The organism is Plantactinospora sp. KLBMP9567 (assembly GCF_033446045.1).
Classification (GTDB): Bacteria; Actinomycetota; Actinomycetes; order Mycobacteriales; family Micromonosporaceae; genus Plantactinospora.
Genome location: NZ_JAWQRR010000042.1, coordinates 117,330 through 140,380, shown reverse-complemented (window position 1 = coordinate 140,380; position 23,051 = coordinate 117,330). Strand labels below are relative to the sequence as shown.

The following is a 23,051-nucleotide window of genomic DNA, read 5'->3' as shown; positions in this document are numbered from 1 at the left end:
CTCCTATTCCGGCCAGCCGGTGGTGGCTGATCTCTACGCCCGGACCGGGCGGGTGGTGGAACGTCGCAATTCCGTGCTTGCACCGCCAGCGGTGCCGGCGCTCATCCCCAGGAGCCGGACGCCGTTAACGCTTGATCGCGATAGCCTTCGTCTCGACGTAGTCCTCGATGCCCTCGGTGCCGCCCTCCCGGCCCTGCCCGCTGTTCTTGAAGCCGCCGAACGGCAGCTCCGGTCGGTTGGGCATGGCGTCGTTGACCCCGATGACGCCGAACTCGAGTCGCTCCATCGCGTCCCAGAGCCGGTTGAAGTCCGAGCCGAAGACGTAGGCGGCCAGGCCGTACATCGTGTCGTTCGCGCGGGCGATCACGTCGTCGCCGTCGTCGAACGGATAGACCGGGAGCACCGGCCCGAAGGTCTCCTCGTGGGCGATCTCCATCCCCTCGTGCACGTCGGTCAGCAGGGTCGGCTCGTGGAAGGCGCCCTTGAGCCGGGCGTCGTCCGGGGTCCAGCGCCCGCCGCCGGCCAGCACGGTGGCGCCCTTCGCGACCGCGTCCTCGACGTGCCGCTCGACCTTGGCCAGGCCGGCGAAGTCGATCAGCGGACCGGTCGTCACCCCGGCGTCGAGCCCGCGGCCGAGACGCAGTGCCGCGATCCGCTCGGCGAGCCGACCGGTCAGTTCGGCCAGCAGGGACCGGTGCACGAAGAGCCGGTTGATCGAGATGCAGCTCTGGCCCGCGTTGGGGAACTTCGCGAACATCAGGTTGTCGACCGTGCTGTCCAGGTCCGCGTCGGGGAAGACGATGGCCGGCGAGTGGCCGCCCATCTCCAGCGAGACGCGCCGCAGCACGGCACCCGGCCGGCGGGCCAGGCTCAGCCCGACCTCGGTGGAACCGGTGAAGCTCACCTTGCGGATCCGGGGGTCGTCCATGACCGCGTTGACGACCTCGGCGGGCCGCGAGGTGGTAAGGACGTTCAGCACGCCCGGCGGAAGCTGCTCGTTGATCAGCCTGGTCACCGCGACCGCGATCAGCGGGGTCTGCTCGGCCGGCTTGGCGACCACCGGCGAGCCGGCCGCCAGCGACAGGCCGATCTTGCGCATCAGCATGCTCGCCGGGAAGTTCCAGGGCGTGACCAGCAGCGCCGGGCCGACCGGGGAGGTGAGGACGACGCCGCGGCCGTTGGCCGAGGACGGGGTGATCCGGCCGTACGCCCGGCGACCCTCCTCGACCCCCCACTCCAGCATGGCGGCGCCCCGGAGGATCTCGCCGTGCGCCTCCGCGTACGGCTTGCCGTTCTCGACCGAGAGCAGCCGGGCGAGCCCCTCGGCGTGGGCGCGGACGGCCTCCACGGCGGCCCGCAGCCGCGCGGCCCGGGTCTCGGCCGCCTCGGTACGCCAGGCGCCGTACGCGGCCACCGCCGCGTCGACCGCGGCTCGCGCCTCCGCTTCCCCTGCGTCGGCGGCCCGCCCGACGACGTCGAGCGTCGCCGGATCGAGTACGTCGAAGGTCGTCCCGGCGGTCGTCCACTTCCCGGCGATCAGCAGGGTCCGACCGGGCTCGCCGGGCAGCAGACCGGCGTCGAATTCGGCGGTGGCGGGCTCAGCCACGACACTCACTCCTCTTCCTGTGTTTGGGATCGGGTCTGCGTACGCGTGCGGCCCAGGCCAGCCCGGACCGCGACGGATGCCGGCGCGGCCGGCGCCGGTTCGAGCAGGGCGGTACCGACGGTGGAGACCGCGCCGCTCTGGGACTGCCCGTACAGCCGGAGTCTCGTCCCGCCGTCGCCACCTCCGGCCGGGTCGGGCTCGACCCACACCGTGAAGTCGGCTCCGACCAGGTCCATCCCGCGGTACGACGCCGACAGCTCCCGCAGCACGCTGCCGGTGCCGCCGTACTCCAGCGCGCCGCGCGCCAGCCAGGCCATCTTCAACAGGCCGTGCACGATGGTCCCGGGCAGGCCACTCGCCCGCGCGTAGGACTCGTCGTAGTGCGCCTCGTAGAGATCCTCGGTGGCGACCGCGTAGCGGACGACGTCCCGACTGGACACGCTGGCGGAGAAGACCCGGATCGCGCCCCCGGGCAGGTCCGCCCCGGTCGGCCGGCCACCTGCGGTCGGCCGCGTTCCGGTCGCCGTCGACGGCGCCGTCGAGGCCGTCGGCGACTCCGGGAACCGCCGGATCGCGGTGTACCGCAGCCTCGCCACCTCGGCCCGGGAGTCGGTCCGGCGGTACACCGTCTCGACGGTGTACAGCTCCAGCCGGCCGGTCCGGCCGTTCTTGACCTCGGCGTCGATCACGGTGGAGTCGCGTTCGAGCGCGTCGCCGACCCGTACCTCCGCCAGCCAGCGGCACGCGTTCCCGCCGTTCAGCCGCGCGGGCGCGTCGGGGATGCCCAGGGCGAAGGCGTCCACGTACTGCGCGCTCAGGAAGGACGGCGGGACCAGTTCGGCCCGGCCGTCCACCGGCAGGTAGGGGTGCTGGGCGAGCCCGGAGACCTCCCGGACCCGCTCGGCCCGCCAGCGCTCGCAGACGAACGGCGCCCAGCCGGTGCTGTTGCCGACGATCGTCGACGGGTCATGCATCGTGGCCTCCCGCCGGGCCGCGCTCCTCGTCCAGCCAACTCGCCTCGCGCAACGCGCTGCGTACCTGCGGGGCGATCGGCTGGTCGAGTTCCTCGTTGATGTGTGCGAGCAGCCCGGCGGTACGGCTGACGATCGCCACCCCTCGGTGCAGGTGCCAGGGAACGCCGACACCGAGCAGGATCGCCGCCGATGCGCCGGTGGCGTTCACCACGAGCCGGCGACCGGCCCGCTCCTCGATCGCGGCACCGACCGCGGCGAGCCAACCGGTCTCCTCGGCCGCGACACCCAGCTCGGTCGCGACCTGCAGCAGCCGGATCGCCCGAGGATCACCCGTCCGGTGCAGCCCGTGCCCGAAGCCGGGTACCCGCCGGCCGTCGTCGAGGATCCGGGCGACCGCGTAATCGGCCGCGACCCGGGGTCCGGTGCCGGCGCGTACCCGCGCGCCGATGTCGGCCAACATCTTGCCGGCCTGCTCCATCGAGCCGAGCAGCGAGCTGCCCGCGCCCAACACGCCGGCGGCCAGCGCGCCCTGGAGCGCGTCCGGTGCCGCCGAGTAGGTCAGGCGGGCGGCCAGAGCGCTCGGCTGCATCCCGTGGTCGACCAGGCTGACCAGCACGGCGTCGACCGCGCGGACCTGCGCGCCCGAGGGTCGCCGGCCGGTCACGGCCAGCAGCAGAGTCTCGGTGTACGAGGTGTGCCCGATCAGCTCGTCGACCAGGTCGTACCGGCGCAGCTCGATCCGCTGGGCGTTCGCGTGCCCGACGTCGGTGGAGATCCCGAGGCCCGGTCGACGCATCGCCGGTTCGGATGCCGCCCCGCTCATCGGCCGGCCCGCTCGGTGGTGAAGGCCAGCGCGTCGAGTACCACGGTCCCGCCGTCGACCACCCTGATCGGGTTGCACTCGATCTCCCCGATCCCGGCCGCGCCGTCCTGCACGACGGCGTCGAGCCGGGCCAGCACGGCAGCCAGTTCCCTGGGCAGCCCCGACGCGTCGACCGGCGCCTGCGTCTCGAACTGTGCCGAGAGCTTGAGCCGCCGCAACTCGTGCGCGACGTACGCCGGGTCGTACGGAGGTACCAGGGTCCGTACGTCGCCGATCTCGTTCGCCCAGATCCCGCCGCTGCCGAGCACGGCGCGGCTGCCGAACGTCGCGTCCTGCAGCACCCCGACGATCAGCTCCGGTCCGGCCGGGACCTGCTCGACGACCAGCGCCTTCGTCATCCCGAACTGCCTGGTCATCCGCTCGTACGCCGCCGAGAGCCGGTCCGGTCCGTCGAGCCCGACCTCGACCGCTCCCTGCCGGGCACGGTGCGCCAGGAAGGGTTCGACGAGCTTGAGCACGCACGGGTAGCCGACCTCCTCGGCCGCCGCCACCGCCTCCGACCCGGTGGTGACGCCGACCCGGCGCGGTGTGCGTACGCCCAGCCGATCCAGCAATTCCATCGTCCGCGCCTCGTCGAGGCCGTACCGCTGACCGGTCCCGAGCCACGGCAGATCGCCGCGCAGCGCCCCGCCGAGGTCGACCGCCGTTGCCGCACCGGACCGGCCCGGCGCCTGCCGCTGGCCGCGTCGACCGGCGCGGACGAGTCCCATCCCGCGCAGTGCCCGGGCCGGGTCGGCGCCGACCACCAGCCCGGCCTGGGCGGCCGCCAGGCGGATCCGGTCACTCACGCCGAGCCAGGACAGCACGAGCGGACTGCGCAGCTCGGCACGCGTCCGGACGAGGATGTCGATCAGCTTCTCCCCGAGGTACTCCATGCTGCCGAGGAAGACCAGCAGCGTGTCGACCGAGGGGTCGCGGTCGAGGATCCGCAGGGTGTTCGCCATCAGGTCGACGTCGTTGATCACCTGGGCGGTGAAGTCGATCGGGTTCGTCAGCCCGGCGAACGCCGGCAGCGCCGCCCGCAGTGCCCGCATCGTGTCGTCGGCGAGGTCCGTCAGCGGTACGCCGAACCGGTCGCACGCGTCCGACAGGTACGCCGCGGCGCCGCCGGAGTTGGTCGCCACCGCCAGCCCGTCGACCGGCGTCTCGATGGTCAGCGCGCGGGCGACGTCGACCGCGTCGTCCATGCCTTGCAGCCGGACCGCACCGAACCGGTCGAAAACGGCGTCGAAGGCACTGTCCACACCGGAGAACTGCGCGGTGTGCGAGGCCACCGACCTGCTTCCCCGCTCGGACGCTCCGGACTTCAGCAGGAAGACCGGCTTGCCCGCGGACTGCAACTCGCCGAGGGCGACCGCCAACTGGTCACCGCTGGCGACGCCCTCGACGTACCCGATCACGGCCGAGGTGGCCGGGTCGGCGGCGAGGTAGCGGAGGTAGTCGGGGAACGTCACACCCGCCTCGTTGCCGGTGGCGATGACGTGCGAGAAGCGCCCGCCCGCCCAGTACGCCTCGGTCAGCAGGTTGAAGGCGGTACCACCGCTCTGCGAGACGAGAGCCACCCCGCCCGCCTCGATCGCCGGCATGGTTTCGAGGGTCGTCGCGAACGTCGCGAAAGAGCGGTGGGCAAACGACGCGAGCCCCAGGCTGTTCGGACCGGCGAGCGCGATTCCGGCCGATTCGGCGATGCGTGACAGCCGATCCTGGAGCGCCTTTCCGTCTGCGCCGGCCTCGGCGAACCCGCCGCCGAACACCACTGCCGCCCGCGCCCCACGCTCGGCCGCCTGTTCCAGCGCGGCAACCGCCGCCTCCGCGGGAATGCAGATGACGAACAGCTCGACATCCGCCGGCAGCGAGGCGATGTCCGGATAGCAGCGGATGCCCTGCACCGACTCGTACTTGGGGTTGACCGGGTAGATCGACCCGCCGTAGCCACGGTCGGCGAGTATCCGCAGGGGGCGGCCCCCGATCCGGTCGGGACGGTCGGACGCGCCGACGACAGCGATGCTCGACGGCCGCAACAGGTAGCGGATCGACTCGTACCGCGGAGTCTGCATGGGTTCTCCGTTCCAGAGGCCGACCGCCCGCAGCCAGGACGAACGGGGCCAGGGCCGGTGTTGATGATCGCAGAGTATGTGCACCGGGTGTTGTGATTGTCAACAGTCTCGTAACACGTCGGCCACCGGCGCGACGGCCCGAGCCGACGGCGTGAACCACGCCCGATCCCCCGGACATCGACACGGTTGCGCGTGCCGACGCCGCGGAGATCGACCGGGGCACCGGGCCGCAGCGGGCGCCGTGGCGCGGCCAGCCCGGAGTGGTCCGGATCCGGCGTGGCAAACTTGCGCGCATGGTGGAAGCGACCGCAGGCAGGGAGACACTGGCGGCGGATCTGGTGATAACCGAACTGCTCTCGTTTCGGCTGCACCGGGTGGTCAACGCGTTCGAGCGCAGCGCGGCCCTGCTCTTTCGTCGGGAATTCGATGTCAGCCTGGGCGAATGGCGAGCGCTGGCACTGCTCGGAGGCGGAGTGGCGAGTACCACGAATCGCATTGCCCGACTCGCCGGCATCGATCCCGCTCAAATGAGCCGTATCGTCACGAAGCTCGCCGACCGCGGTTTTGTCGTCCGCTCCAGCGGCCCTGGCAACAGTTCACCCATCTCCCTGACGCCGGCCGGCCTGCGCACGTACAAGGGTCTGATCGCCGCGGCGCGGGCCCGGAACACCGCTTTCCTCTCCGCCCTGACCGAGGACGAGATCGTCCATCTCAACAGCGCACTGGAAAAGCTGGCGACCCTCGCGATCGGCATGGAACGTGCCGGACCGAACGACGAGGGCGGCACGGCCGCGGACCTCGACCGGTGATCTCGTCTTCGACTGGCGCCTCCCGTCGAGGACGGCACCGGCCCGCGCTCGGAGGCTCCGTGCGGGGGCGGTAAGCGGAGAGCCGGTGGTCGCTGGAGTTGCTAGACGCGGGCTTGACGGCGGAGGACGAGGATGCCGGCGCCCAGCAGGGCAACGGCCCCGATGACCAACGTGCAGAACCATCGGCTCCGGAGAATGCCGGGCTGACCCCAGGCACCGTCGGCATAGCGCGACAGCATGGCGATGGCGAGCCAGCACGCGAGGTAGGCGACGCCATGCGGTGACGTCGGCACTCCGATGTGTACCGCCGGAATCATCTACGCGACCGCGCCCGGCCGGACCCCGGCGATGAAGTACGAGAACGCCCGATCGACGCCGGCCCTGGTCGTCGTCTCGACGAGGCTGGCAACTCCGCGACCCGTCACTGCCCGTTCCGGCCGCTCATGATCCTCCTCGAGTGGCCGACGGTCCAGGCCGACAAAGTTCGCGGATTCGTTGGGTCACAGCGAACCCGCGAAACGCGACGATCGGCGTACTTCAGCAAACGGAGCTGGATATCAGCGGTTTGTCCGAGAGGACGCAGTAGATGCGACGAGTCCTGACCATGCTGGCCTCGCTGGCGGTTACCGCCGGCCTGACGATGGCCGTGACAGCTCCTGCCCAGGCAGCTCCCGGCCGTGGCGACACCAAGGACAATCCGATAATTTTCGTTCACGGTTTCGCAGCCTCCGGCGGCCACGACTGCAGCAGCACCTGGTTGAATGCGCGCACGCATCTCCGGAACGAGGGCTGGACTGGGCCGCTGTCGACATTCGGCTACTACGGTGGCAGCACGAACTGCACCTTCCAGCACGACGGCAACCGCAACACGTCGATCCACACCGTCGCACACAGGCTCGCTGACGTCATCTACAACGAATACTCCAGCAATGGCCTCAAGGTCGACGTGGTGGCGCACTCCATGGGTGGCCTGGTGATCCGCTCGGCGCTGCTGAACGTGCAGCGCAAGACTCCGGGCTGGCCGCCCTACCTCTACGTCGAGGACGTGATCACTCTCGCCACCCCACACGAGGGGGCCCAGGATGCCAATTTCTGCGCCTTCTGGCTGCAGTGCCGGCAGATGATACCGGGCAGCGTCTTCTTTGATGAACTCGAGGTTCTTGGTACCGGGACCGGCGGACGCCCGACATTGCCCGTGTCGGCCATGGGCACAGACTGGACGGTGATGTCGTCGTTCGAGGACGACATCACCCTGGAAAGTTCGGGCGTCAACGTGGATGCGAGCCACCGGCTGCAGTACAACGCCGCGCAGTGCACGGGCGACGAGCCAGGCGTCGAACACGGGGACTTCCTGAGAAGGGTTGCGGGGTCCTTCTGCGTCCGGATCTACACGCGCGTCGAGGGATGGACCGGCTGGATCCTGCAAACATCCCCGGTGGATCGGGCATACCGGGGCGTCTACTACAACGCCAGCATGTAACGCAGGACGCCCTTGGCCTGCGCGGCTGCCGGCCCCGGTGCGTTACGGCCCGGGCCGGCAGCCCGCTCGGCAGGTACCGCGCCAGTGGCGGCCGTTGCATCTGCGGAACCGGGTGCAGGGTCGCACCCGGTTCCCTGGATCAGCTCTGCCTGGTCTCCCAAAAGATCTTCGAGATCTCCCCGATCTTCGTGAGGAGTTCCTCCGCCACGGCCGGGTCCGCGGAGCCCTTCGCACCGCCGGCGCCGGCCAGCTTCGTGGCCTCGTTGAAGAGCGTGTGCAGCTCCGGGTACCTCTCGAAGTGCGGCGCCTTGAAGTAGTCGGTCCAGAGTACCCAGAGGTGGTGCTTGACCAGCTCGGACCGCTGTTCCTTGATGATCAGCGAGCGGGTCCGGAACTCCGGATCGTCGCTGGCCTGATACTTCTCGCAGATGGCCTTGATCGACTCAGCCTCGACGCGGGCCTGGGCCGGGTCGTAGACGCCGCAGGGGAGGTCGCAGTGAGCGCTCGCGACGAGGCGGGGACGGAGAAGGCGGGGCAGTGACATCAGGTTCCTTCCGGCAACGGTGCTGGGGTAACGAACGTCCTGGTGTGATCGATCAGCCGCCCGTCGACCCGTGACAGACCTCGAGCACGGCAGCGACGACGGGCGCCGGGCCGCCGACCGCCACGGGTTGCTTCGGTCTGACACGAAGCACAGCGAGGACGCTGGGCGTTGACCGCCAAGACCCTAAAACCTCAACCGCGCTTCATGTCAAACGTCGGCTGACTTCAGGTACACCGTCGGTGGCTGCCCCTCCCCGAGGCACGGTTCCGGTTCGCGGTGGCAGGCCCTCTGGTTCCCGGCCCGGCTACTCGATGCGGTAGTCCTGGTAGTCGAAGGCGTCCTGCGGCTCGGCGCGGTCCGCTGCCTGCCATGGTCGCCGACACGTCCGCCAGCGGCAGACGGGGCACGCCGAGCGCGGCGGGTACAGCGTGGGCCTCAGCCGTCGATTGCCTGGTAGACCGTGGTCCAGAAATCGTGGATGAGCCGCGCCGGATTCGGGACCGACATCCCGACCTGGGTGAGCAGGATTCCGGTGAGCTGGTTTTCCGGGTCGGCGTAGGTCGAGGTACCACTTCCGCCGTCCCAGCCGAACTGGCCGATGGACGCGTAGTCGCCACGGTAGGCGCGCACCGCCATCCCGAAGCCCCAGCCGCCGTGCTGCCCTTGACCGAACGACACATGGACGTTGTTGCGGGCCATGGCGTCTCGGGCGGCCTGTTGGTCGGGCGTGAGGCGGTTGGTGGTCATCAACTCGACGGCAGGCCGGGACAGGATCCGTTCGCTCCCGTACATCCCGCCGTTGAGCAGCATCCGGAAGTAGGCGTGGTAGTCGTCGGCGGTGGAGACCAGCCCACCGCCGCCGCCCTGGAACGCCGGAGGCTTGCTCCAACGTCCCCCTTCGGCTTCGTCCCACACGGTGAACTCGCCGGTCTGCGGGTCGGGGGCGGCCGTGCTCGTCCGGGGCCCGTCCTTGGCCCGCTCCCACACCTCACGCAGTGGCCTGGGGTCGCGACCGGCTGCCTTGCAGAGCGCCACCACCGTCGGCCAGGGTGGAACGGCCTGGCCGGAAAAGTACCGCGACAGTGAGGAGCTGCTGACGTGGACGTCGCGGGCGAGTTCGCGCAGGCTCCGTCCGGTCAGGTCACGCAGCTGCCGTAGCCACCCCGCCAACTCCTCGTGCACTCTTGCCAGCCCTCCTCCAGCTTCACGCGCTGATCCTAGGAGTGGAGTGGGCTGCGGCTGGTACCGGGCCATCCCCGCGTAGATCGCGGACACGGACTTCCCCCGCCCGTCATCCGCGAGGCGACCGCCGGCCGCATGGACACCGACCCCGACTACCCGACCTGGGCGAGCGGCACCGCGCCGCCCCGCCGGCTGCGGCGTTCGCCGAGGCGGGTGGAAAGCAGCTCCGCGAGCTGATCGCCGCAGCCTCGGCGCGGAAACGGCTGGCGATCAACCGGCACTTCAGGCTTGTTACGGCAGGCCGGAATATCGGGAGGGCGGAATGGTCGGCGGAAACCACGCCACGTATGCACCTGATGCGAACCCGATGGTGAGCAATGCCATGACGACGACCGGCATCCATGAGTCCGGCTCGCTTGCTTCGCGGACGTTGATACAGGGAGATCCGCTCGGATGGTGGATCTGGATCTGATCACCCACGCCAAGTGCTGACCTGTCCGTGAACGAGCGAAAATGCGACTCGCATCGACGGCCGTCACTCGCCGTGAAACGGACCGTCAGGAGAGTCTTGGTGCCGTGATGCTCGACCTTCACGATTTCACCGAGTACGTCGAATCCCCTCATGTCGCGCAAGGTCGACGATACGAATCCTGCGGTAACGCCGAGACCCACCAGCAGCCCGAGGGTGAATACAATCCGCATGCGCGTTAGCGAAGGTCGGGGACGTGACACGCCGGAGATCGTAGGATCCGCTGTCAATGCCCCTACTCCGCGACGCTTGCCGGGCAAAGACCCGACCTGCTGCGCCCTTCGCCGCTACCTGGCAGGCCGGCTCTCTGCTCTGCCGGCCGGCGCTTCGTCCAGCCAACCGAACAGCGGATTGGGCCGTGCCGCAAGTCGGTCAGCCGCAGCAGCGAGAGGCCGTCCACCCCCGGCGGGTGGACTCCAGATCCGGCTCACTCCCTCGCCGCGATGGCGGGTAGCCAGGCGGCGTGTCGACCGGTCAATCGTGGTCGTAGACGGTGGTGGCGATGTCGTGGTCACACAGGGTGGCAATGACGAGGGGCTCGATGCGCTCCCACCGGCCACCGGCCAAGCCGCAACCGATGCGCGGCATATGAACGGTAGCGGACAGCCGCGCAGCATGCTCGGCGACCACAGCCAGGCAACGCTCGACGGCGTCGTATCGGATCGGCGGCCCGCCGCTGCCGGTACGGATCCCGCGCTGGGCGACCATGTTGGCCACCCAGGTGTCGGGCCGAACCTGAATCAACTCGGTAGCGCCAAGGCCGAAGTCGTTGTCGGAGCGTTCACGGTGCCACTGCCGGTAGGCGCGCTCGGGTTCCGGCCACCGGTGGGAGACCGCCAGCACGAAGCCCTTGCCCACCCACCGAGATCGGTGCAAATGTGGGCAATGATCTTCGGTCCCTTGGCCTGAGGACTCGTTGCATCGCCTCTGATGATCCGCAGTGGTACCACCCGGTGATGCTCCCATCGGCGCAATCTGTCGTCGAGCCCGTTTCCGTTTACCCTCTCGCCCCAAGCCTCGGGGTCGCGGCCGAGGGACCGCGCGGGCCGATGGTCGCCGGTATGGGCGGGTCGAACGCGAGAAGGGCGTCAATCCGACCTGGCCAGGTGACCTGGTTGGGCGCGACCACCTGCTGCCCATGCACTTGTGGACCGGCACGCCACGCCCCGCCGATCGTCACTCCTCGTCGCCGCCCGGAGCGCCGGCCGCGGACCGCATCAGGCTGGTGACGAGGGTGGTGAACTCCTCATCCGGCGTTTCTCCCCGGCGTTCGAGCTCTCCGTACCATTCGAGGGCTTCCATGACGGCCTCGGCAGCCACCAGCCGGTCCCGATCGGCGGCGATACGCACGAAGCCGTACCGGCACAGCGCCAGGCCGAGTCCCGGGTCGTGCTCCCTACCTCCGCGTGGCAGCAGCTCCCGGTAGAGTTCGACGCTGCGGGCGGTGTGCGTCAGCGCCAGGTCATGCTGACCGAGCACGGAGGCGAGCAACCCGTGCTGGCCCTCCGCACCCGCCAGCACGGGCAGCGCGTCCGACTCCCGGTCGGCACAGCGCCGCAGAACCGCCACGGCCCGTTCGGAATAGCCGAACGCGTCCTCGCGCCGGCCGGCGGCGAGGAACCGTTCGGTGACATCGATGAGCAGGGTCGCCAGCTGCGGCTCGTACGTCGTCGGGTCCAGGTCCGCAGCCGCCTGGTAGCCGTCGACCGCCTCGGCGCCATACGTGCAGGCGTCCTCGGCCCTGCCCAGCACCGCCGCAAGCCGCATGGTGCCGTCCAGCGTCTGCGACAGCGAGATCAGATGCTCGCCCGGCGCGGCGCGGGCCACCAGTCGGAAGAACTCCACCGCCCCTCGGCAGGCCACCCACGCGGTTTGTACCTCGCCAACCGCCGCCCACAGCCTGTGCTCGGCGTGCAACGCGGCCCCGATATCGGCCAGGAAGTCAACCGGAGCGCTGCGCGCCGTCCGGCGCCCCGCTTGTTCGACGATCTCCCCCTGGCGCGGGAACAGCGCTGCGATGGTCTGCTCGTAGTCGACGATGTCCTGGGCGGTGCTCCGGCAGAGCCCGGCGAAGCTGTCAGCCGCCGCACCGGCGCCGTGCGCCCCCACGTCCCGGGTGGCCGCGGGTGCGAGCAGCTGAGCCAACTCCGCCGAGCGGCGCCCGGCAAAGGCCTTGACGACACCGGCACAGAACCGGTCCAGTTCGGCCAACGTCTGCCACGCCGACGCGGCGTGGCCGTCCTCGATCAGCAGCAGGACAAGCTGGTAGCAGGACAGGGCGTACGAGGGTAGGAAGACGGACGGCTGCCGCTCCGCCATCCGGCGTCGGGTCTCCGCCGCGGAGCGGGCGGCAGCCAGCGCCTCGGCGAGCTGACCTGCCGAGCGGCGGCTGGCGGCGAGGTTACTGCGGGTCACCTCACCGAGCTCGGCGACCACGCGAACCGTACCGGGACCGGCGCGCACGGCGAGGCCCGGCCGGCGCTCGAGTACGGCGTTGAGGCACGCGCCGGGCAGGTGTGTCCACCGCTCGGCGGCCGCGACCAGGAACGTGACCGCGCGGGTGGCGGCGCGTACCTCGTCGGCTTCCGTGCCCAGGTCGGCCAGCCGGCTCACCGTGTGGGTCGCCCAGGACTGGGCGAGGTAGTCCGCGTCGTGACCGGGGATCGTGAGGGCGAGGAAGTCCTCGGTCAGCCGGTCGGGGTACAACGGCTCCAGCACCGTGCCGGCAGCCGGTGGGTAGCAGGCGGCGTGGTCCGCGAGCGCGGAGGCGGTGTCGACCGACAGGTCTGGGCAGAGTGCGTCGACCAACCGGCGCCCGAACACGGTCGAGACCGGCCCGGCGAGTCCGGCGGCGAAGACGACCTGGTGCATTTCGGACGCTGGCGTTAGGTAGTCGCGCCGCCGGCCCCCGGTGAGTTCGTCCCCAGGGTGGCCGTACCGGTTGACCCAGTTCCAGTGCTCGCGGTCGAGCAGATAGCCGGTGAGCCCGCTCCGGTCCGGCGAGGGCCGGCGCCCGCTCTGGTGTGCGTCGACCGCCACCAACGCCGCCATGTGAATGTCGAGGACCGAGTCCATGCCAGGCTCGGACAGTAGCGCGGGCACTTTGATCCGCTCCGGTTCAGGCAGCTCGTTCTTATCTGCACCTTGGTCGGGGCGGAAGCGAGGGGTGGAAAGCGCTGCGCACCTGGTCAGGTGCGCAGCGCTGGAGGGCCGAGATTTGTGGTTGTGGTTGCTCCGGAATGAGGAGCGGCGGTGCCCGGGTGGGCACCGCCGCTGTGTGGGGCTGGCTATTAGAGGCCGAAGGCGCCGCCCTCGATGAGGATGAGCAGGCCAATCCCGATCAGGACGACGGGGAGCAGGATGTGTCCCCAACGGCTGGATGTTTTCACGATCAGGGGCGGCTGGCGAAGAAGCGGCCGGCTGCGATCCAGACGGCGAGGAGGAAGAGGAAGACGTTGACGTAGATGCTCATGCCGTCGATGCCGTCGACGGCGAAGACGGGGACGTAGACGCCCCACCGCAAGCTGGTCCTGCAGGGGATCGCGTAGCCGCGCGTGACCGCCGGGACCGCTGCCGCAACACGTGGAGCTGCGCGCTCATGTCGAGGAAAGTGCGTTCGATCGCGCGAAGAGGGTGGCGTCCTGAAGGACACAGTCCCAACAGGCGCGGGCCGCCCCGCAGTTGCCCATCGAGGGCTGTCTGCGAGGCGACCGGGCGACCTATAGGGCGATCTGCCGGCGAGTAGCCGTCCTGCTGACCGTCAGTGTGACCGCGAGCATTCCGACCATCGCTGCGAGAAGTAGTGTCTGGTTGCCGATTCCCCAGCCGTCCCGCATCCAGCCCATCAGTTCGTAGGCCAAAACACCGAGGATCGGCACCAGAAGAAGCGCGCTGGCCACGACGCATATCCGCACATCAAATGCCGCCCCCACGATGGCTGCCATGAGCCAAGCGGCCACGATGACTGTCTGCCCAAACCCACCCGCCCAACCATTGAGCGGATTAGGCGTCATGATCACCACAACCGTCGCTGCCACGACAAGCCAGATCCATGGTCGCCTGACCTGTGGTTGACGCGTACTGAGCAATGGCAGCATCGTCAGTGCGGCCAACACGCATGCCCACGTCGGAAAGTCCACGGCCAGGTGGAGAACCGCCTGAAGCCTCGACCCACTTACCTCGCCCCCCGTCCATTGCTCCACGTACAACTGGTTATGCGCTACAGAGTGCCAGTGGTCAGCGATGAACGCGATGATGGTTATGGCGAGTGCGAGGCGGTAGCGAGCCCATGCTGCGGCGGCCAGTGCGAGAAGCCATATCGCGGGCGTGACCAGACTCCCGGTGACTAGAGCGGTGGAGGAAGAGCCAGGCAGCAGCAGCCATAAGCGCCACACGACGGGCAGGGCCGTGAGAGCGATGCCGCACACGAGGAGGGACAGCGCCGTCAATCGCAGCGCGGAGTACCGCAATGCGACCCGAGAGCCGAGCTGGTCCACGCCGCTGCGGGCCCGCAGACCCCCCATCAAGAGGGCCAGGGATTCCCGGAGATTCGGGTGTCTGCGGTCCGTCTCGCCCGCAGCCAGCAGCGTTTCCAGCATCTCGTCGGCCCGGTACTGCCGATAGGCCCGAGGGTACGCGCGCAACAGCCACCGGTAGCGGCGCTCCAAGCCGGTCACGCCGGCACCGTCCACGCCGTCGCGACCCTCGCCCCAACGGAACGGTCTCGGACGACCCGAACCGCGGCGGCCATTCGCGCCGCCTCCTCATGCAGTGCGGCCAGACCATGCTCGGTCAGCTCATAGGTACGGCGGGCACGGCCATTGACCACCGCCTCCTCAGCCACTCGCACCATCTCCTCGCCGGTGAGCCGGTCCAACGCGGCGTACAACGTGCCAGTCGTCAGACGCACCCGCCCACCGGACAGCTCCTGTGCCCGCTTCACGATCGCGTAGCCATGCAACGGTTCGCCCTGCAACGCGGCGAGGATGAAGTACGTGGGTTCGCGCATCGCCGCGAACGATTTAGTCATGCCATCAACATAAGCAGATCATCGACCTATAGGTCAAGAGCGAGGGCTGCGGCAGGCATCAGCGGCATCCGGATCTGCCACGGACAACGCCCGGTTTACCGCCAATCGCCGCGTGAGAGGCGTGGGCTGAGGCTACGTTCGGTGACCGGCCGGTAGTAGTGACCAGCCTGTGGTGGGACCGGTTGTGACCGTCTTGGTGGAGCCGACGTACTCCGTCACAACCAGGCGGGCATGCTACCGGGGGTGATGAGGTAGATCCCGGGACTGATGGTGGTCAGCGCGACCACGCCTCGCCATCGTCGTGTCACCATGCCTCCTATCAGCAGCACCACGTCGCCGTCCGGGCGAAGCAACAGCAGCTAATGACCTTGTGGCCTGGCCGGAGGCGATCAAACCTCCTGCCAGCTCGTCGGTGATTTCGGCTATCGCGTGGGCGGCCGGATGCCGGGCATGCCAAGACCGGCGGTGCCGGTGACTTTGCTCAGCCGGAGGGCTTGTTGCCGTTTGTCAGCGAGGAACCGCAAGGTCAGGTCGAGGCCTTCGATCTCGCCGAGCCAGTCTTCGGCCTCCGCGCGTGCGCGCCGGGCATGGAGGTCTTCTTCGAGCTCGGCGAGCCGGTCCAGCATCTTCGGGTTGACGTTGAGCATCGGGCAGCGGATGCAGGCGTGTTCGTGCTGACACGGCGTGCCGTAGGGGCGGGCGCAGGAGCCCAGCTCGACTCGGCGTTTGTCGAAGTGCTCCTGGAACTCGCTCCATTCGGTGCCACTGGCGTCGCGGTACTCGGCGGCCGGTCGGTGGTCGCGCCGATGCTGAAGGTACTGCTGGTAGTGGCGGACCACGTCGTCGTCGAAGACGGCGACGTAGCCGCGCGGGTGGTCTGGATGTTGAGGTGCCCGAGCAGCGCGGCGCCGATGTGGATCGGCAGTCCGCTGTTGATCAGCTCGGTGGCGGAGACAATCCGTCGGAAGTCGTGCGGGGTGAAGGCCAGGCCGCGGAAGCCTGGGTGCTGCTCAGCCAGTGCCGCGCACCGGCGGCGCAGCATGAGCGCCATCGTGGATGGCGTGATGACGTGCCGGCTGGTGCCGCGCTGGCGCTGGAACAAAAACGGCAGCGGGATGCTCCAGACCTTGTCGTGCGCGTCGAACCGGCTCACCATCGCGATCGGCTGTCCGCCCTGGGTGTGACGGCGCACGATCTGGGCTATGATGTGGAACAGCTCGGTCGACATCGGGATGACGCGTTCCCGATCGGTCTTCGACGGAGCGATCACCAGCAGGACGATGATCTCGCCGTTGGGGCGTTCGTATTGCCGGATGCTCAGGTGCGACAGCTCGGCCAGCTCTTCGATGCGCACGCCGGAGTGCCGCAACGTCTCAACGATCGCCCACTCCCAGAAGGCGTTGTCCTCCAGGGTGCTGATGTGAATGACTTCGCCGGTGGCGACGCCGACCGCGCGCACCGGCCGGGTTTCGTGCCGGGTCCGTTTGCAGTCCATCGGCGAGAGATATCGCCGGTAGACCCGTCCGACGACGGTGAACGTGTCACCCTCGGCCACCGCGCTCGCCTGGTCGAGCAACTGCTTGGCGTGCTGATGGCGATCTTCGACGTGGGCTACGAGCGCTGGCAGCAGCGGCTGCCGGACCCTAGTGCGGTCGGCGGAGCGTTCCTCGATGCGTCGGCGCCGCTGCCCGCCGCCGCGGAACTCGGCCGGCGAGACCGGGCACGGCGCGATGGCGCCCACCGCGACGAATCCGGCCGCGCCAAGCGCGAGCCACCAACCGCGGCGTCCTCGCCGGATAGACGGGGTCACAACGCGACTCCAGGATGACAAGCGATCAGCGGCAAGCTGGGGATGGACCGATCACAGTAACCGGCCCAAGACCAGGGGTAGCGACACCGTCGACTGTCCGCGTGGACGGACCCGGCAGTACCTGTGGGCTGGTTTCGGGCCAGGCCCTGGCGCGTAAGGGTGACCGACGCCGGCCGCGACGAGATTCTGCCCCAGCGCCCGCCGCCCCCCACCGGGGGACGCGTACGATGGGCGCGGCTTCGATGTAGGTCTGGAGGTGTCGGTGCCCGACCCGAGTTCCCCGTCACCGTCGGTCGAGGGTGTCGCCACCCGGATCGACACCACAGTGCCGCACCCGGCTCGCCGCTACGACTACCTGCTCGGTGGCAAGGACAACTTCGCCGCCGACCGCAAGTCGGCCGAGGCGATGCTGAAGGTCTACCCGAGCGCCCGAATGGCCGTCCAGGAGAACCGCCGGTTCCTCCGCCGGGCGGTGAGTTACCTGACCCGGGAGGCCGGGGTGCGGCAGTTCCTCGACATCGGCACCGGCATCCCCTCGGTGGACAACACCCACGAGGTGGCGCAGTCGATCGCTCCCGAGTCGCGGATCGTCTACGTGGACAACGACCCGATCGTGCTGGCGCACGCGCGGGCGCTGCTGACCAGCACCGCGCAGGGGCGTACCGCCTATCTGGACGCCGACCTGCGGCGGCCGCGGGAGATCCTCCACCACCCGGGCCTGCTCGGCACGCTCGACCTGGAGCGGCCGGTGGCGGTACTGCTGGTGGCGATCATGCACTTCATCGTCGACGAGGACGACCCGTACGGCCTGGTCGAGGAGCTGCTCGCGCCGCTGCCCTCCGGTAGCGCGCTGGTGATGACGCACTTCACCAACGACTTCCTGCCGCCGGAGCAGGCCGCCAAGATCGAGGCGGCCTGGCGAGAAAACCCGGCGAACGGGCAGGGCCGGGCCCGCAACGCCGAGGAGATCCGCCGGTTCTACACCGACCTGGATCTGGTGTCGCCAGGGATCGTACCGCTCGCCGAGTGGCGGGCCGAGTCGGAACCGCAACCCCGGCCCAGCGCACGCGACGTCACCGCCTACGGCGTCGTCGGCCGCAAACCCTGACGCCCACCGGTCGACCCCGGCCGGGCCGAGTCCACCGCGCCCCGCCGGGCGGCACCAGCTTGGCCCGCTCCCGCCGCTGGTGCTGGTCGGAGAAGAAGCCGATGCGCGTGCGTCCTGCCGTAGTGGGCGGGTCAGCACCGGAGAGTGGGCTTCGGGCCGGGTGGTTGTCAGGGTTTGCCGGAGGTAGTGCGGGTATCGGCGGTGGTCGCCGCCCAGCTGGCCAGCAGGCGGAGGGCTTCGTGCGCCGGGGTGTCGGGTGGGGCGCTGTAGGCGACCATGGTGAGGCCGGGGTCGGCGGGTAGCGGCATGGCTTCGAAGGTGAGGTCGAGCCGGCCGACGGCAGGGTGGTGGAACTGTTTGGCGCCGCTGTGGTGCAGGCGGACGTTGTGCGCGGCCCAGCGGGTGCGGAACTCGTCGCTGCGGGTGGCGAGTTCGCCGACCAGGTCGGTGAGGGTTTTGTCGAAGGGGTCGCGGCCGGCTTCGGTGCGCAGCACTGCGACCGTGATGTTGGCGGCGTCCTCCCAGTCGGCGTAAAGCTCTTCGGCGCGGGGGTCGAGGAAGCAGAACCTGGCCAGGTTGACCGGCCGGTCCGGGGTGTCGAAGGCCGGTGCGAACAGGGCCTGGCCGAGTTGGTTCGCGGCGAGGATGTCCAGGCAACGGTTGCGGACGAACGCGGCGGCGTGGGTCATGGCGTCGAGCAGGTTCTGCACGCTGGGCCGGACCTGCTGTTTGGCCGGGCGTCGCCGGGTACGCAGGGTGGTGTTGGCCGCGCGGGCGAGATCGCGCAGGTGGGAGCGTTCGGCGTCGTCGAGCTGCAGGGCGCGGGCGATGGCGTCCAGGACGCTGTCGGAGACGCCGGACAGGTTGCCGCGTTCCAGGCGGGTGTAGTAGTCGGGGCTCACTCCGGCCAGCAACGCGACCTCCGCGCGGCGTAGCCCGGCAACGCGGCGGGTGCCCCCGAAGGAGGGCAGGCCGGCCTGCTCTGGGGTGATCCTGGCACGCCGGGAGGCCAGGAACTCGCGAACCTCGTCCCGGGTGTCCATGGCAACCACGCTACGACCCCTTGCCTCGCCGAGAGGGGTTCTGTCATTACCTGTCCCGGCAAGCCCTCCCGCCGGGTGCCGTCAGCAGGTTTCCTGGAATGCGTCAAGCGTGACCTGCGGTCGTCACCGCTGGCCACACCCACCTGGCCTGCTACGCCGGCTGACCGAAGGTGACGTGCGCGATCACCGCCACCAAGCAGGTCTTCGCGGCAACCGAACCGATCCACCATTCGGACGCCCCGGATCCCGGCGCGTTCACACCACTGTCGGAAGGAATCAGCTCTCATGCGAGGAGCAGTGCTCTACGCCCCGGGCGACGTACGTGTCGAGGACCGTCCGGACCCGACCATCGAGCAGCCCACCGACGCCGTCATCCGGTTGGCTGCAGCCTGCGTGTGCGGCTCTGACCTGTGGCCGTACCGGGGCATCCAGCAGATAACCGAGCCACGGCCGATGGGCCACGAGTACGTCGGCATCGTCGAGGAGGTCGGCAGCGCGGTCCGCACCGTGCGGCCCGGACAGTTCGTGATCGGCTCGTTCTTCGCCTCGGACAACACCTGCGAGATCTGCCGGGCCGGCTACCACACCCACTGCGTACACCGGCAGCTCGCCAGCCCCACCGGCGCGCAGGCCGAGTATGCGCGGATCACGCTGGCCGACGGCACCCTCGTCGCCACTCCGGACATGCCTGCCAAGGACCTGATCCCCAGCCTGCTCGCCGCCTCCGATGTGCTGGGCACCGGCTGGTTCGGCGCCGCCGCCGCCCAGGTCGGGCCCGGAAAGACCGTCGCAGTCGTCGGCGACGGCGCCGTCGGCCTGCTCGGCGTGCTGGCCGCCAAGCAGTCGGGCGCGCAGCGGATCATCGCGATGAGCCGGCACGAGCCCCGGCAGAAGCTAGCGCTGGAGTTCGGCGCGACCGACATCGTCACCGAACGCGGCGACGAGGGCGTGGCCCAGATCAAGGAACTCACCAATGGGCTCGGCGCGCACTCGGTCATCGAGGCCGTCGGCACCCAGGAATCCATGATGCAGGCGATCCGATCCGCCCGTGCCGGCGGGCACGTCGGCTACGTCGGCATCGCGCACGGTGTCGAACTGCCCGGCGACGAGCTGTTCTTCTCCGGCGTGCACCTGCACGGCGGACCCGCCCCGGTGCGCCGCTTCCTGCCCGAGCTGATCGAACTGATCTACAACCGGACCATCGACCCCGGCAAGGTCTTCGACCTCACCCTGCCGCTGGAACAGGCCGCCGACGGCTATCGGGCGATGGACGAACGCCGAGCGATCAAGACGCTGCTGCGCCCCTGACCGACCCGACTCACCGGGCAGACGTGTCGGACGGTGGTCCGCCCGCACCAGGCACGGTTGACGGTGACGGAGGTACGACGCCGGGTGCGCGCCGACCCGGAACCAATGACGACGTGCCGGCCGGCCGATATCGGGTACGACGATGACGCGGTCCTTCTCGAACAGCACGGCGCGGCGGTCGTCATCGTCGGGTACCGCGTCGGCAGCGACGAGGGAGATCCCATCGGCACGCCGGCTTCATCCGAAGTCGGCGTATCGATGGTCGAGTATCTGCTACTCGCCGGCAGCGACGGGGATCGGGAGTGCTGTGTCTCTGAAGGATTTCCCTCGGTCAGCCCGGAAGGTGGCCGGAAGCGTTCCCGTGGCCCGCCGGCCACAGTCCGAGGAGAGCGCGGGCGCTGAATACCAGATCCTCCGCTTGCGCGGAGATCCCGAATCGAACGGGATAGCAGGAAGCGCCCGCATGGCCTCGGCTGTCGCCGCTCACAGCGGGATCAGCTCAGTGAGCCGGTCCAGTGTATATGCCTCCGATCCGTCCGGCAGCTCCTCGGGCGCCTCGATGCCGATGAACGTGACGGGCTCGTCCGGCAACCGGCCGTTCCACGTCATCACCTCGGTCCGGTCACGCCACCGGTCGACGAGGTAGGACACGGTGAGGTATCGCCGCTCCATCAGTGCTCGTACCCGGTCGGCGGTGGTGAACGTGTTCTCCTCCACACGGTTGAACGACGGCGCACCCCGCAGGTACAGGTGCAGCCACACGGCCTGCCAGCCACGCTCGCCCCTGGCGAACACCATCGGCAGCGCGACTCGGCCCTGGCCGCGCAGGTGCGAACGCGCCCGCACGGTCCGGGCGTCGAACGGGAGGCCGCGCTGGTCCGTGGTGCGGGTCTGGTACCCGAACATCGACTCGGCGACCTCATCGAACGACTCGCCCGCATAGATGTAGACCTGCGGCACCACATAGTGCCCGTCGACTGTCAGGGGCACGTCGATGAACTCGGTCGCACCGTTCGTCGCGTCGGTGATGTCGCCGGAGTGCACCGCGCCGGCGTGGCGGTAGTTCGTCCAGGACACCTGGCCCGCGGTGTGGAACTCGTCATCGAGCAGCAGCACCGACAGGTCGTAGTCGGTGCGACGATTGGTCTGGCGCCAGTACGTGAAGAAGCGAAGCAGCTCACCGGATACCGAGGCCCGCGAGCCCCTCGGCAGCACCGCGAACCCGCCTTCGGCCGCCTTGCCGGACAGCGGCAGTGCGACGTCGAGCACCTCCGGGTCCACCACCAGCGGTCGGTCCGACTCCGGCAGCCGGGCGCTGATTTCCGCGTCGAGCAGTGCCGACAACTCGGCCACCACCTCGGCTGGCAGCGGTGGTCGCTCGTCCGGCCCGACCCACGCGCGCCGCGAGCGGCCCACGTACATCCGGGCGGAGGCGGGCGTCAGCCGGTTGCCGACATGCTCCCGCAGCGAACAGAGCAGCCGGCCCGACGCCGAGCCGAGCGCACCCGCGACTGCTTCGACCACGGCGGTTCGCTCCGACGCCGACGCCTGCCGCAGGAGCCGGTCCGCGGATCGCAGCAGCAGGCCCGGCGCAGCCGACAGCACCGACGCGGCCGGGCCGATGGCTCCGGCGCGGATCGCCGCCTCCGCCCGGCCGGCGAGGTTGGGTACCCGCCGCTCGCCACGGGCGACCGCGAACACCTCCCGCGCGTGCGGCAACTCGGCGTACTCGTGCGGGTGCAGCCGCTCCCCGAGCCGCTTCCATCGCTCCGCGTAGCGCACGACGTCGCCGAGCTTGGCCGGGTTCGCACCGACGACCTCGTTCAGCGCGGCGAGCAGGATCCGCCGCTCCCGGCGCCGGAAGGCACGAAACCGGGTGGGCGTCTCGAGCGAGGCGTCCCCGCCGGAGACCTGGCAGGCAAGGCGCAGCACATCGTTCGTAGTGTCCACGGCAACCAGCGGCCGCCCGAGAACGAGCCGGATCCCGTTGAGTACGGCACGGTTCTCCCGCACCGGGATCTCGGCCGGCTGCGTGCCGTCCACGCAGGCGACCGCGAGCTCGCCGAGGATCGCGAGGTCCGCCTCGCCGTGTGGCGTCGAGCTACCGGCCAGGGCCAGATAGAGCCGCGCTGCCTCCACCTCGGTGGTGTCGCCGAGACGCAGCAAGGTCACCCGGTCACCGGCCCCGGTGATCATCGCGTCGTGCGCGGCCAACAGCTCGGCGTAGCTGTGCTGGTAGGCGCCGTAGCCCGGCAGGTCGAGCAGGTTCACCCCACCCGAGACGACCGCGTCCCGCAGCTGCGCGTCGGTCGCCGTACCGCCGCCAGTGAGCACGGCCGCCCGCAACCGCTCCATCCAGAACTCGACGGTGTCCGGCACATCGTCCGGGAAGCCGATGAAATAGGCGTTGTGCTGGACATGGTCGCCGACCAGCTCGCGCACCGCGGACACGACCGTGGCGGCGAGATCCAGCGCCGGCCCAGGGGCCAGGGCGCCGACGTGTTCCAGCAAAGCCCGCGACGCCGAGAACCCGACGTCGAGCAGCGCCGCATCCAGTTGCCGGGCCACCGCCGTGCCGTCGCCAACCGCGCCGGTGCTCGCCGGCACGCGCAGTGTCTTCTGGATAATCAGCTTCTCAAGCACGCGGTCCTCCATTCCGCTGGTTGCGACGCCCGACAAAACAGCAGAC

Annotated in this window: 20 protein-coding genes; 5 read left to right on the top strand and 15 right to left on the bottom strand. The window is 69.7% G+C overall.

Annotated features, from left to right (window positions below; all coding sequences use genetic code 11):
• Nucleotides 1-124: 124 nt before the first annotated feature.
• The 4 genes from R6Y94_RS31855 to R6Y94_RS31840 are packed head-to-tail and all read right to left on the bottom strand — an operon-like array spanning nt 125 to nt 5,520.
• Nucleotides 125-1,606, bottom strand: a complete 1,482-nt coding sequence (locus R6Y94_RS31855; protein WP_318399639.1) for an NAD-dependent succinate-semialdehyde dehydrogenase — start codon at nt 1,604-1,606, stop codon at nt 125-127.
• A 5-nt stretch (nt 1,607-1,611) separates the two neighbouring features.
• A complete protein-coding gene (locus R6Y94_RS31850) occupies nt 1,612-2,580 on the bottom strand; it encodes a MaoC family dehydratase N-terminal domain-containing protein (protein WP_318399637.1) in 969 nt (322 codons plus the stop codon).
• Complete coding sequence (locus R6Y94_RS31845) at nt 2,573-3,376, bottom strand: citryl-CoA lyase (RefSeq protein WP_318399636.1); 804 nt, start codon at nt 3,374-3,376, stop codon at nt 2,573-2,575. Before R6Y94_RS31845 ends, R6Y94_RS31850 begins: the two co-directional genes overlap by 8 nt.
• Before the next feature lie 23 nt (nt 3,377-3,399).
• A complete protein-coding gene (locus tag R6Y94_RS31840; protein ID WP_318399634.1) occupies nt 3,400-5,520 on the bottom strand; it encodes an acetate--CoA ligase family protein in 2,121 nt (706 codons plus the stop codon).
• Between the two features lie 293 nt (nt 5,521-5,813).
• Here R6Y94_RS31840 and R6Y94_RS31835 point away from each other — a divergent pair, with 293 nt between their 5' ends.
• Both R6Y94_RS31835 and R6Y94_RS31830 read left to right on the top strand, forming a co-directional pair.
• Nucleotides 5,814-6,329 (top strand): MarR family winged helix-turn-helix transcriptional regulator, encoded by a 516-nt coding sequence (locus R6Y94_RS31835; RefSeq protein WP_318399632.1) that lies wholly within the window; start codon nt 5,814-5,816, stop codon nt 6,327-6,329.
• A 586-nt stretch (nt 6,330-6,915) separates the two neighbouring features.
• Entirely contained in the window at nt 6,916-7,809 is an 894-nt protein-coding gene (locus R6Y94_RS31830; protein WP_318399630.1) for a lipase/acyltransferase domain-containing protein, read from the top strand.
• Between the two features lie 139 nt (nt 7,810-7,948).
• Here the strand turns inward: R6Y94_RS31830 and sodN are convergent, their stop codons facing one another.
• From sodN to R6Y94_RS31785, 9 genes are all read right to left on the bottom strand, one after another.
• The gene (gene sodN / locus R6Y94_RS31825) at nt 7,949-8,353 is read right to left on the bottom strand and encodes a superoxide dismutase, Ni (protein ID WP_318399628.1); all 405 of its coding nucleotides are present in this window, start codon (nt 8,351-8,353) and stop codon (nt 7,949-7,951) included.
• Nucleotides 8,354-8,788: 435 nt separating this feature from the next.
• Nucleotides 8,789-9,535 (bottom strand): helix-turn-helix domain-containing protein, encoded by a 747-nt coding sequence (locus tag R6Y94_RS31820; RefSeq protein WP_318399626.1) that lies wholly within the window; start codon nt 9,533-9,535, stop codon nt 8,789-8,791.
• A gap of 291 nt (nt 9,536-9,826) precedes the next feature.
• Complete coding sequence (locus R6Y94_RS31815) at nt 9,827-10,237, bottom strand: hypothetical protein (protein WP_318399625.1); 411 nt, start codon at nt 10,235-10,237, stop codon at nt 9,827-9,829.
• A 301-nt stretch (nt 10,238-10,538) separates the two neighbouring features.
• The gene (locus R6Y94_RS31810; protein ID WP_318399623.1) at nt 10,539-10,922 is read right to left on the bottom strand and encodes an Appr-1-p processing protein; all 384 of its coding nucleotides are present in this window, start codon (nt 10,920-10,922) and stop codon (nt 10,539-10,541) included.
• A 318-nt stretch (nt 10,923-11,240) separates the two neighbouring features.
• A complete protein-coding gene (locus R6Y94_RS31805; RefSeq protein ID WP_318399621.1) occupies nt 11,241-13,139 on the bottom strand; it encodes a hypothetical protein in 1,899 nt (632 codons plus the stop codon).
• 316 nt (nt 13,140-13,455) lie between these two features.
• The gene (locus R6Y94_RS31800; protein WP_318399619.1) at nt 13,456-13,587 is read right to left on the bottom strand and encodes a hypothetical protein; all 132 of its coding nucleotides are present in this window, start codon (nt 13,585-13,587) and stop codon (nt 13,456-13,458) included.
• Nucleotides 13,588-13,783: 196 nt separating this feature from the next.
• Nucleotides 13,784-14,740 carry a hypothetical protein gene (locus R6Y94_RS31795; RefSeq protein WP_318399618.1) on the bottom strand — a complete coding sequence of 319 codons (957 nt, stop codon included), beginning with the start codon at nt 14,738-14,740 and terminating at the stop codon, nt 13,784-13,786.
• Nucleotides 14,737-15,093 (bottom strand): PadR family transcriptional regulator, encoded by a 357-nt coding sequence (locus tag R6Y94_RS31790; protein WP_318399616.1) that lies wholly within the window; start codon nt 15,091-15,093, stop codon nt 14,737-14,739. Before R6Y94_RS31790 ends, R6Y94_RS31795 begins: the two co-directional genes overlap by 4 nt.
• 526 nt (nt 15,094-15,619) lie before the next feature.
• Entirely contained in the window at nt 15,620-16,834 is a 1,215-nt protein-coding gene (locus tag R6Y94_RS31785; protein ID WP_318399614.1) for a site-specific integrase, read from the bottom strand.
• Between the two features lie 331 nt (nt 16,835-17,165).
• On the opposite strand from R6Y94_RS31785, the gene R6Y94_RS31780 reads away from it, so the two are divergent.
• Complete coding sequence (locus tag R6Y94_RS31780) at nt 17,166-18,011, top strand: SAM-dependent methyltransferase (protein ID WP_318399612.1); 846 nt, start codon at nt 17,166-17,168, stop codon at nt 18,009-18,011.
• A 167-nt stretch (nt 18,012-18,178) separates the two neighbouring features.
• On the opposite strand, the gene R6Y94_RS31775 is transcribed toward R6Y94_RS31780, so the two are convergent.
• The gene (locus R6Y94_RS31775) at nt 18,179-19,054 is read right to left on the bottom strand and encodes a helix-turn-helix transcriptional regulator (protein WP_318399610.1); all 876 of its coding nucleotides are present in this window, start codon (nt 19,052-19,054) and stop codon (nt 18,179-18,181) included.
• Between the two features lie 285 nt (nt 19,055-19,339).
• On the opposite strand from R6Y94_RS31775, the gene R6Y94_RS31770 reads away from it, so the two are divergent.
• Both R6Y94_RS31770 and R6Y94_RS31765 read left to right on the top strand, forming a co-directional pair.
• Nucleotides 19,340-20,362, top strand: coding sequence for a zinc-dependent alcohol dehydrogenase family protein (locus R6Y94_RS31770; protein ID WP_318399608.1), 1,023 nt, complete (start codon nt 19,340-19,342; stop codon nt 20,360-20,362).
• A gap of 84 nt (nt 20,363-20,446) precedes the next feature.
• Nucleotides 20,447-20,764 (top strand): hypothetical protein, encoded by a 318-nt coding sequence (locus R6Y94_RS31765; RefSeq protein ID WP_318399606.1) that lies wholly within the window; start codon nt 20,447-20,449, stop codon nt 20,762-20,764.
• Between the two features lie 81 nt (nt 20,765-20,845).
• Here R6Y94_RS31765 and R6Y94_RS31760 read toward each other — a convergent pair whose 3' ends face one another.
• Entirely contained in the window at nt 20,846-23,005 is a 2,160-nt protein-coding gene (locus tag R6Y94_RS31760) for a hypothetical protein (RefSeq protein WP_318399604.1), read from the bottom strand.
• Nucleotides 23,006-23,051 lie beyond the last annotated feature (46 nt).

Bases quoted from the DNA above. Each gene is read 5' to 3' on its own strand.
- R6Y94_RS31850 (WP_318399637.1), bottom strand. From the start codon at position 2,580: ATGCATGACCCGTCGACGATCGTCGGCAACAGCACCGGCTGGGCGCCG.
- R6Y94_RS31845 (WP_318399636.1), bottom strand. From the start codon at position 3,376: ATGCGTCGACCGGGCCTCGGGATCTCCACCGACGTCGGGCACGCGAAC.
- R6Y94_RS31840 (WP_318399634.1), bottom strand. From the start codon at position 5,520: ATGCAGACTCCGCGGTACGAGTCGATCCGCTACCTGTTGCGGCCGTCG.
- R6Y94_RS31835 (WP_318399632.1), top strand. From the start codon at position 5,814: ATGGTGGAAGCGACCGCAGGCAGGGAGACACTGGCGGCGGATCTGGTG.
- R6Y94_RS31830 (WP_318399630.1), top strand. From the start codon at position 6,916: ATGCGACGAGTCCTGACCATGCTGGCCTCGCTGGCGGTTACCGCCGGC.
- sodN (WP_318399628.1), bottom strand. From the start codon at position 8,353: ATGTCACTGCCCCGCCTTCTCCGTCCCCGCCTCGTCGCGAGCGCTCAC.
- R6Y94_RS31815 (WP_318399625.1), bottom strand. From the start codon at position 10,237: ATGCGGATTGTATTCACCCTCGGGCTGCTGGTGGGTCTCGGCGTTACC.
- R6Y94_RS31805 (WP_318399621.1), bottom strand. From the start codon at position 13,139: ATGGACTCGGTCCTCGACATTCACATGGCGGCGTTGGTGGCGGTCGAC.
- R6Y94_RS31790 (WP_318399616.1), bottom strand. From the start codon at position 15,093: ATGACTAAATCGTTCGCGGCGATGCGCGAACCCACGTACTTCATCCTC.
- R6Y94_RS31775 (WP_318399610.1), bottom strand. From the start codon at position 19,054: ATGGACACCCGGGACGAGGTTCGCGAGTTCCTGGCCTCCCGGCGTGCC.
- R6Y94_RS31770 (WP_318399608.1), top strand. From the start codon at position 19,340: ATGCGAGGAGCAGTGCTCTACGCCCCGGGCGACGTACGTGTCGAGGAC.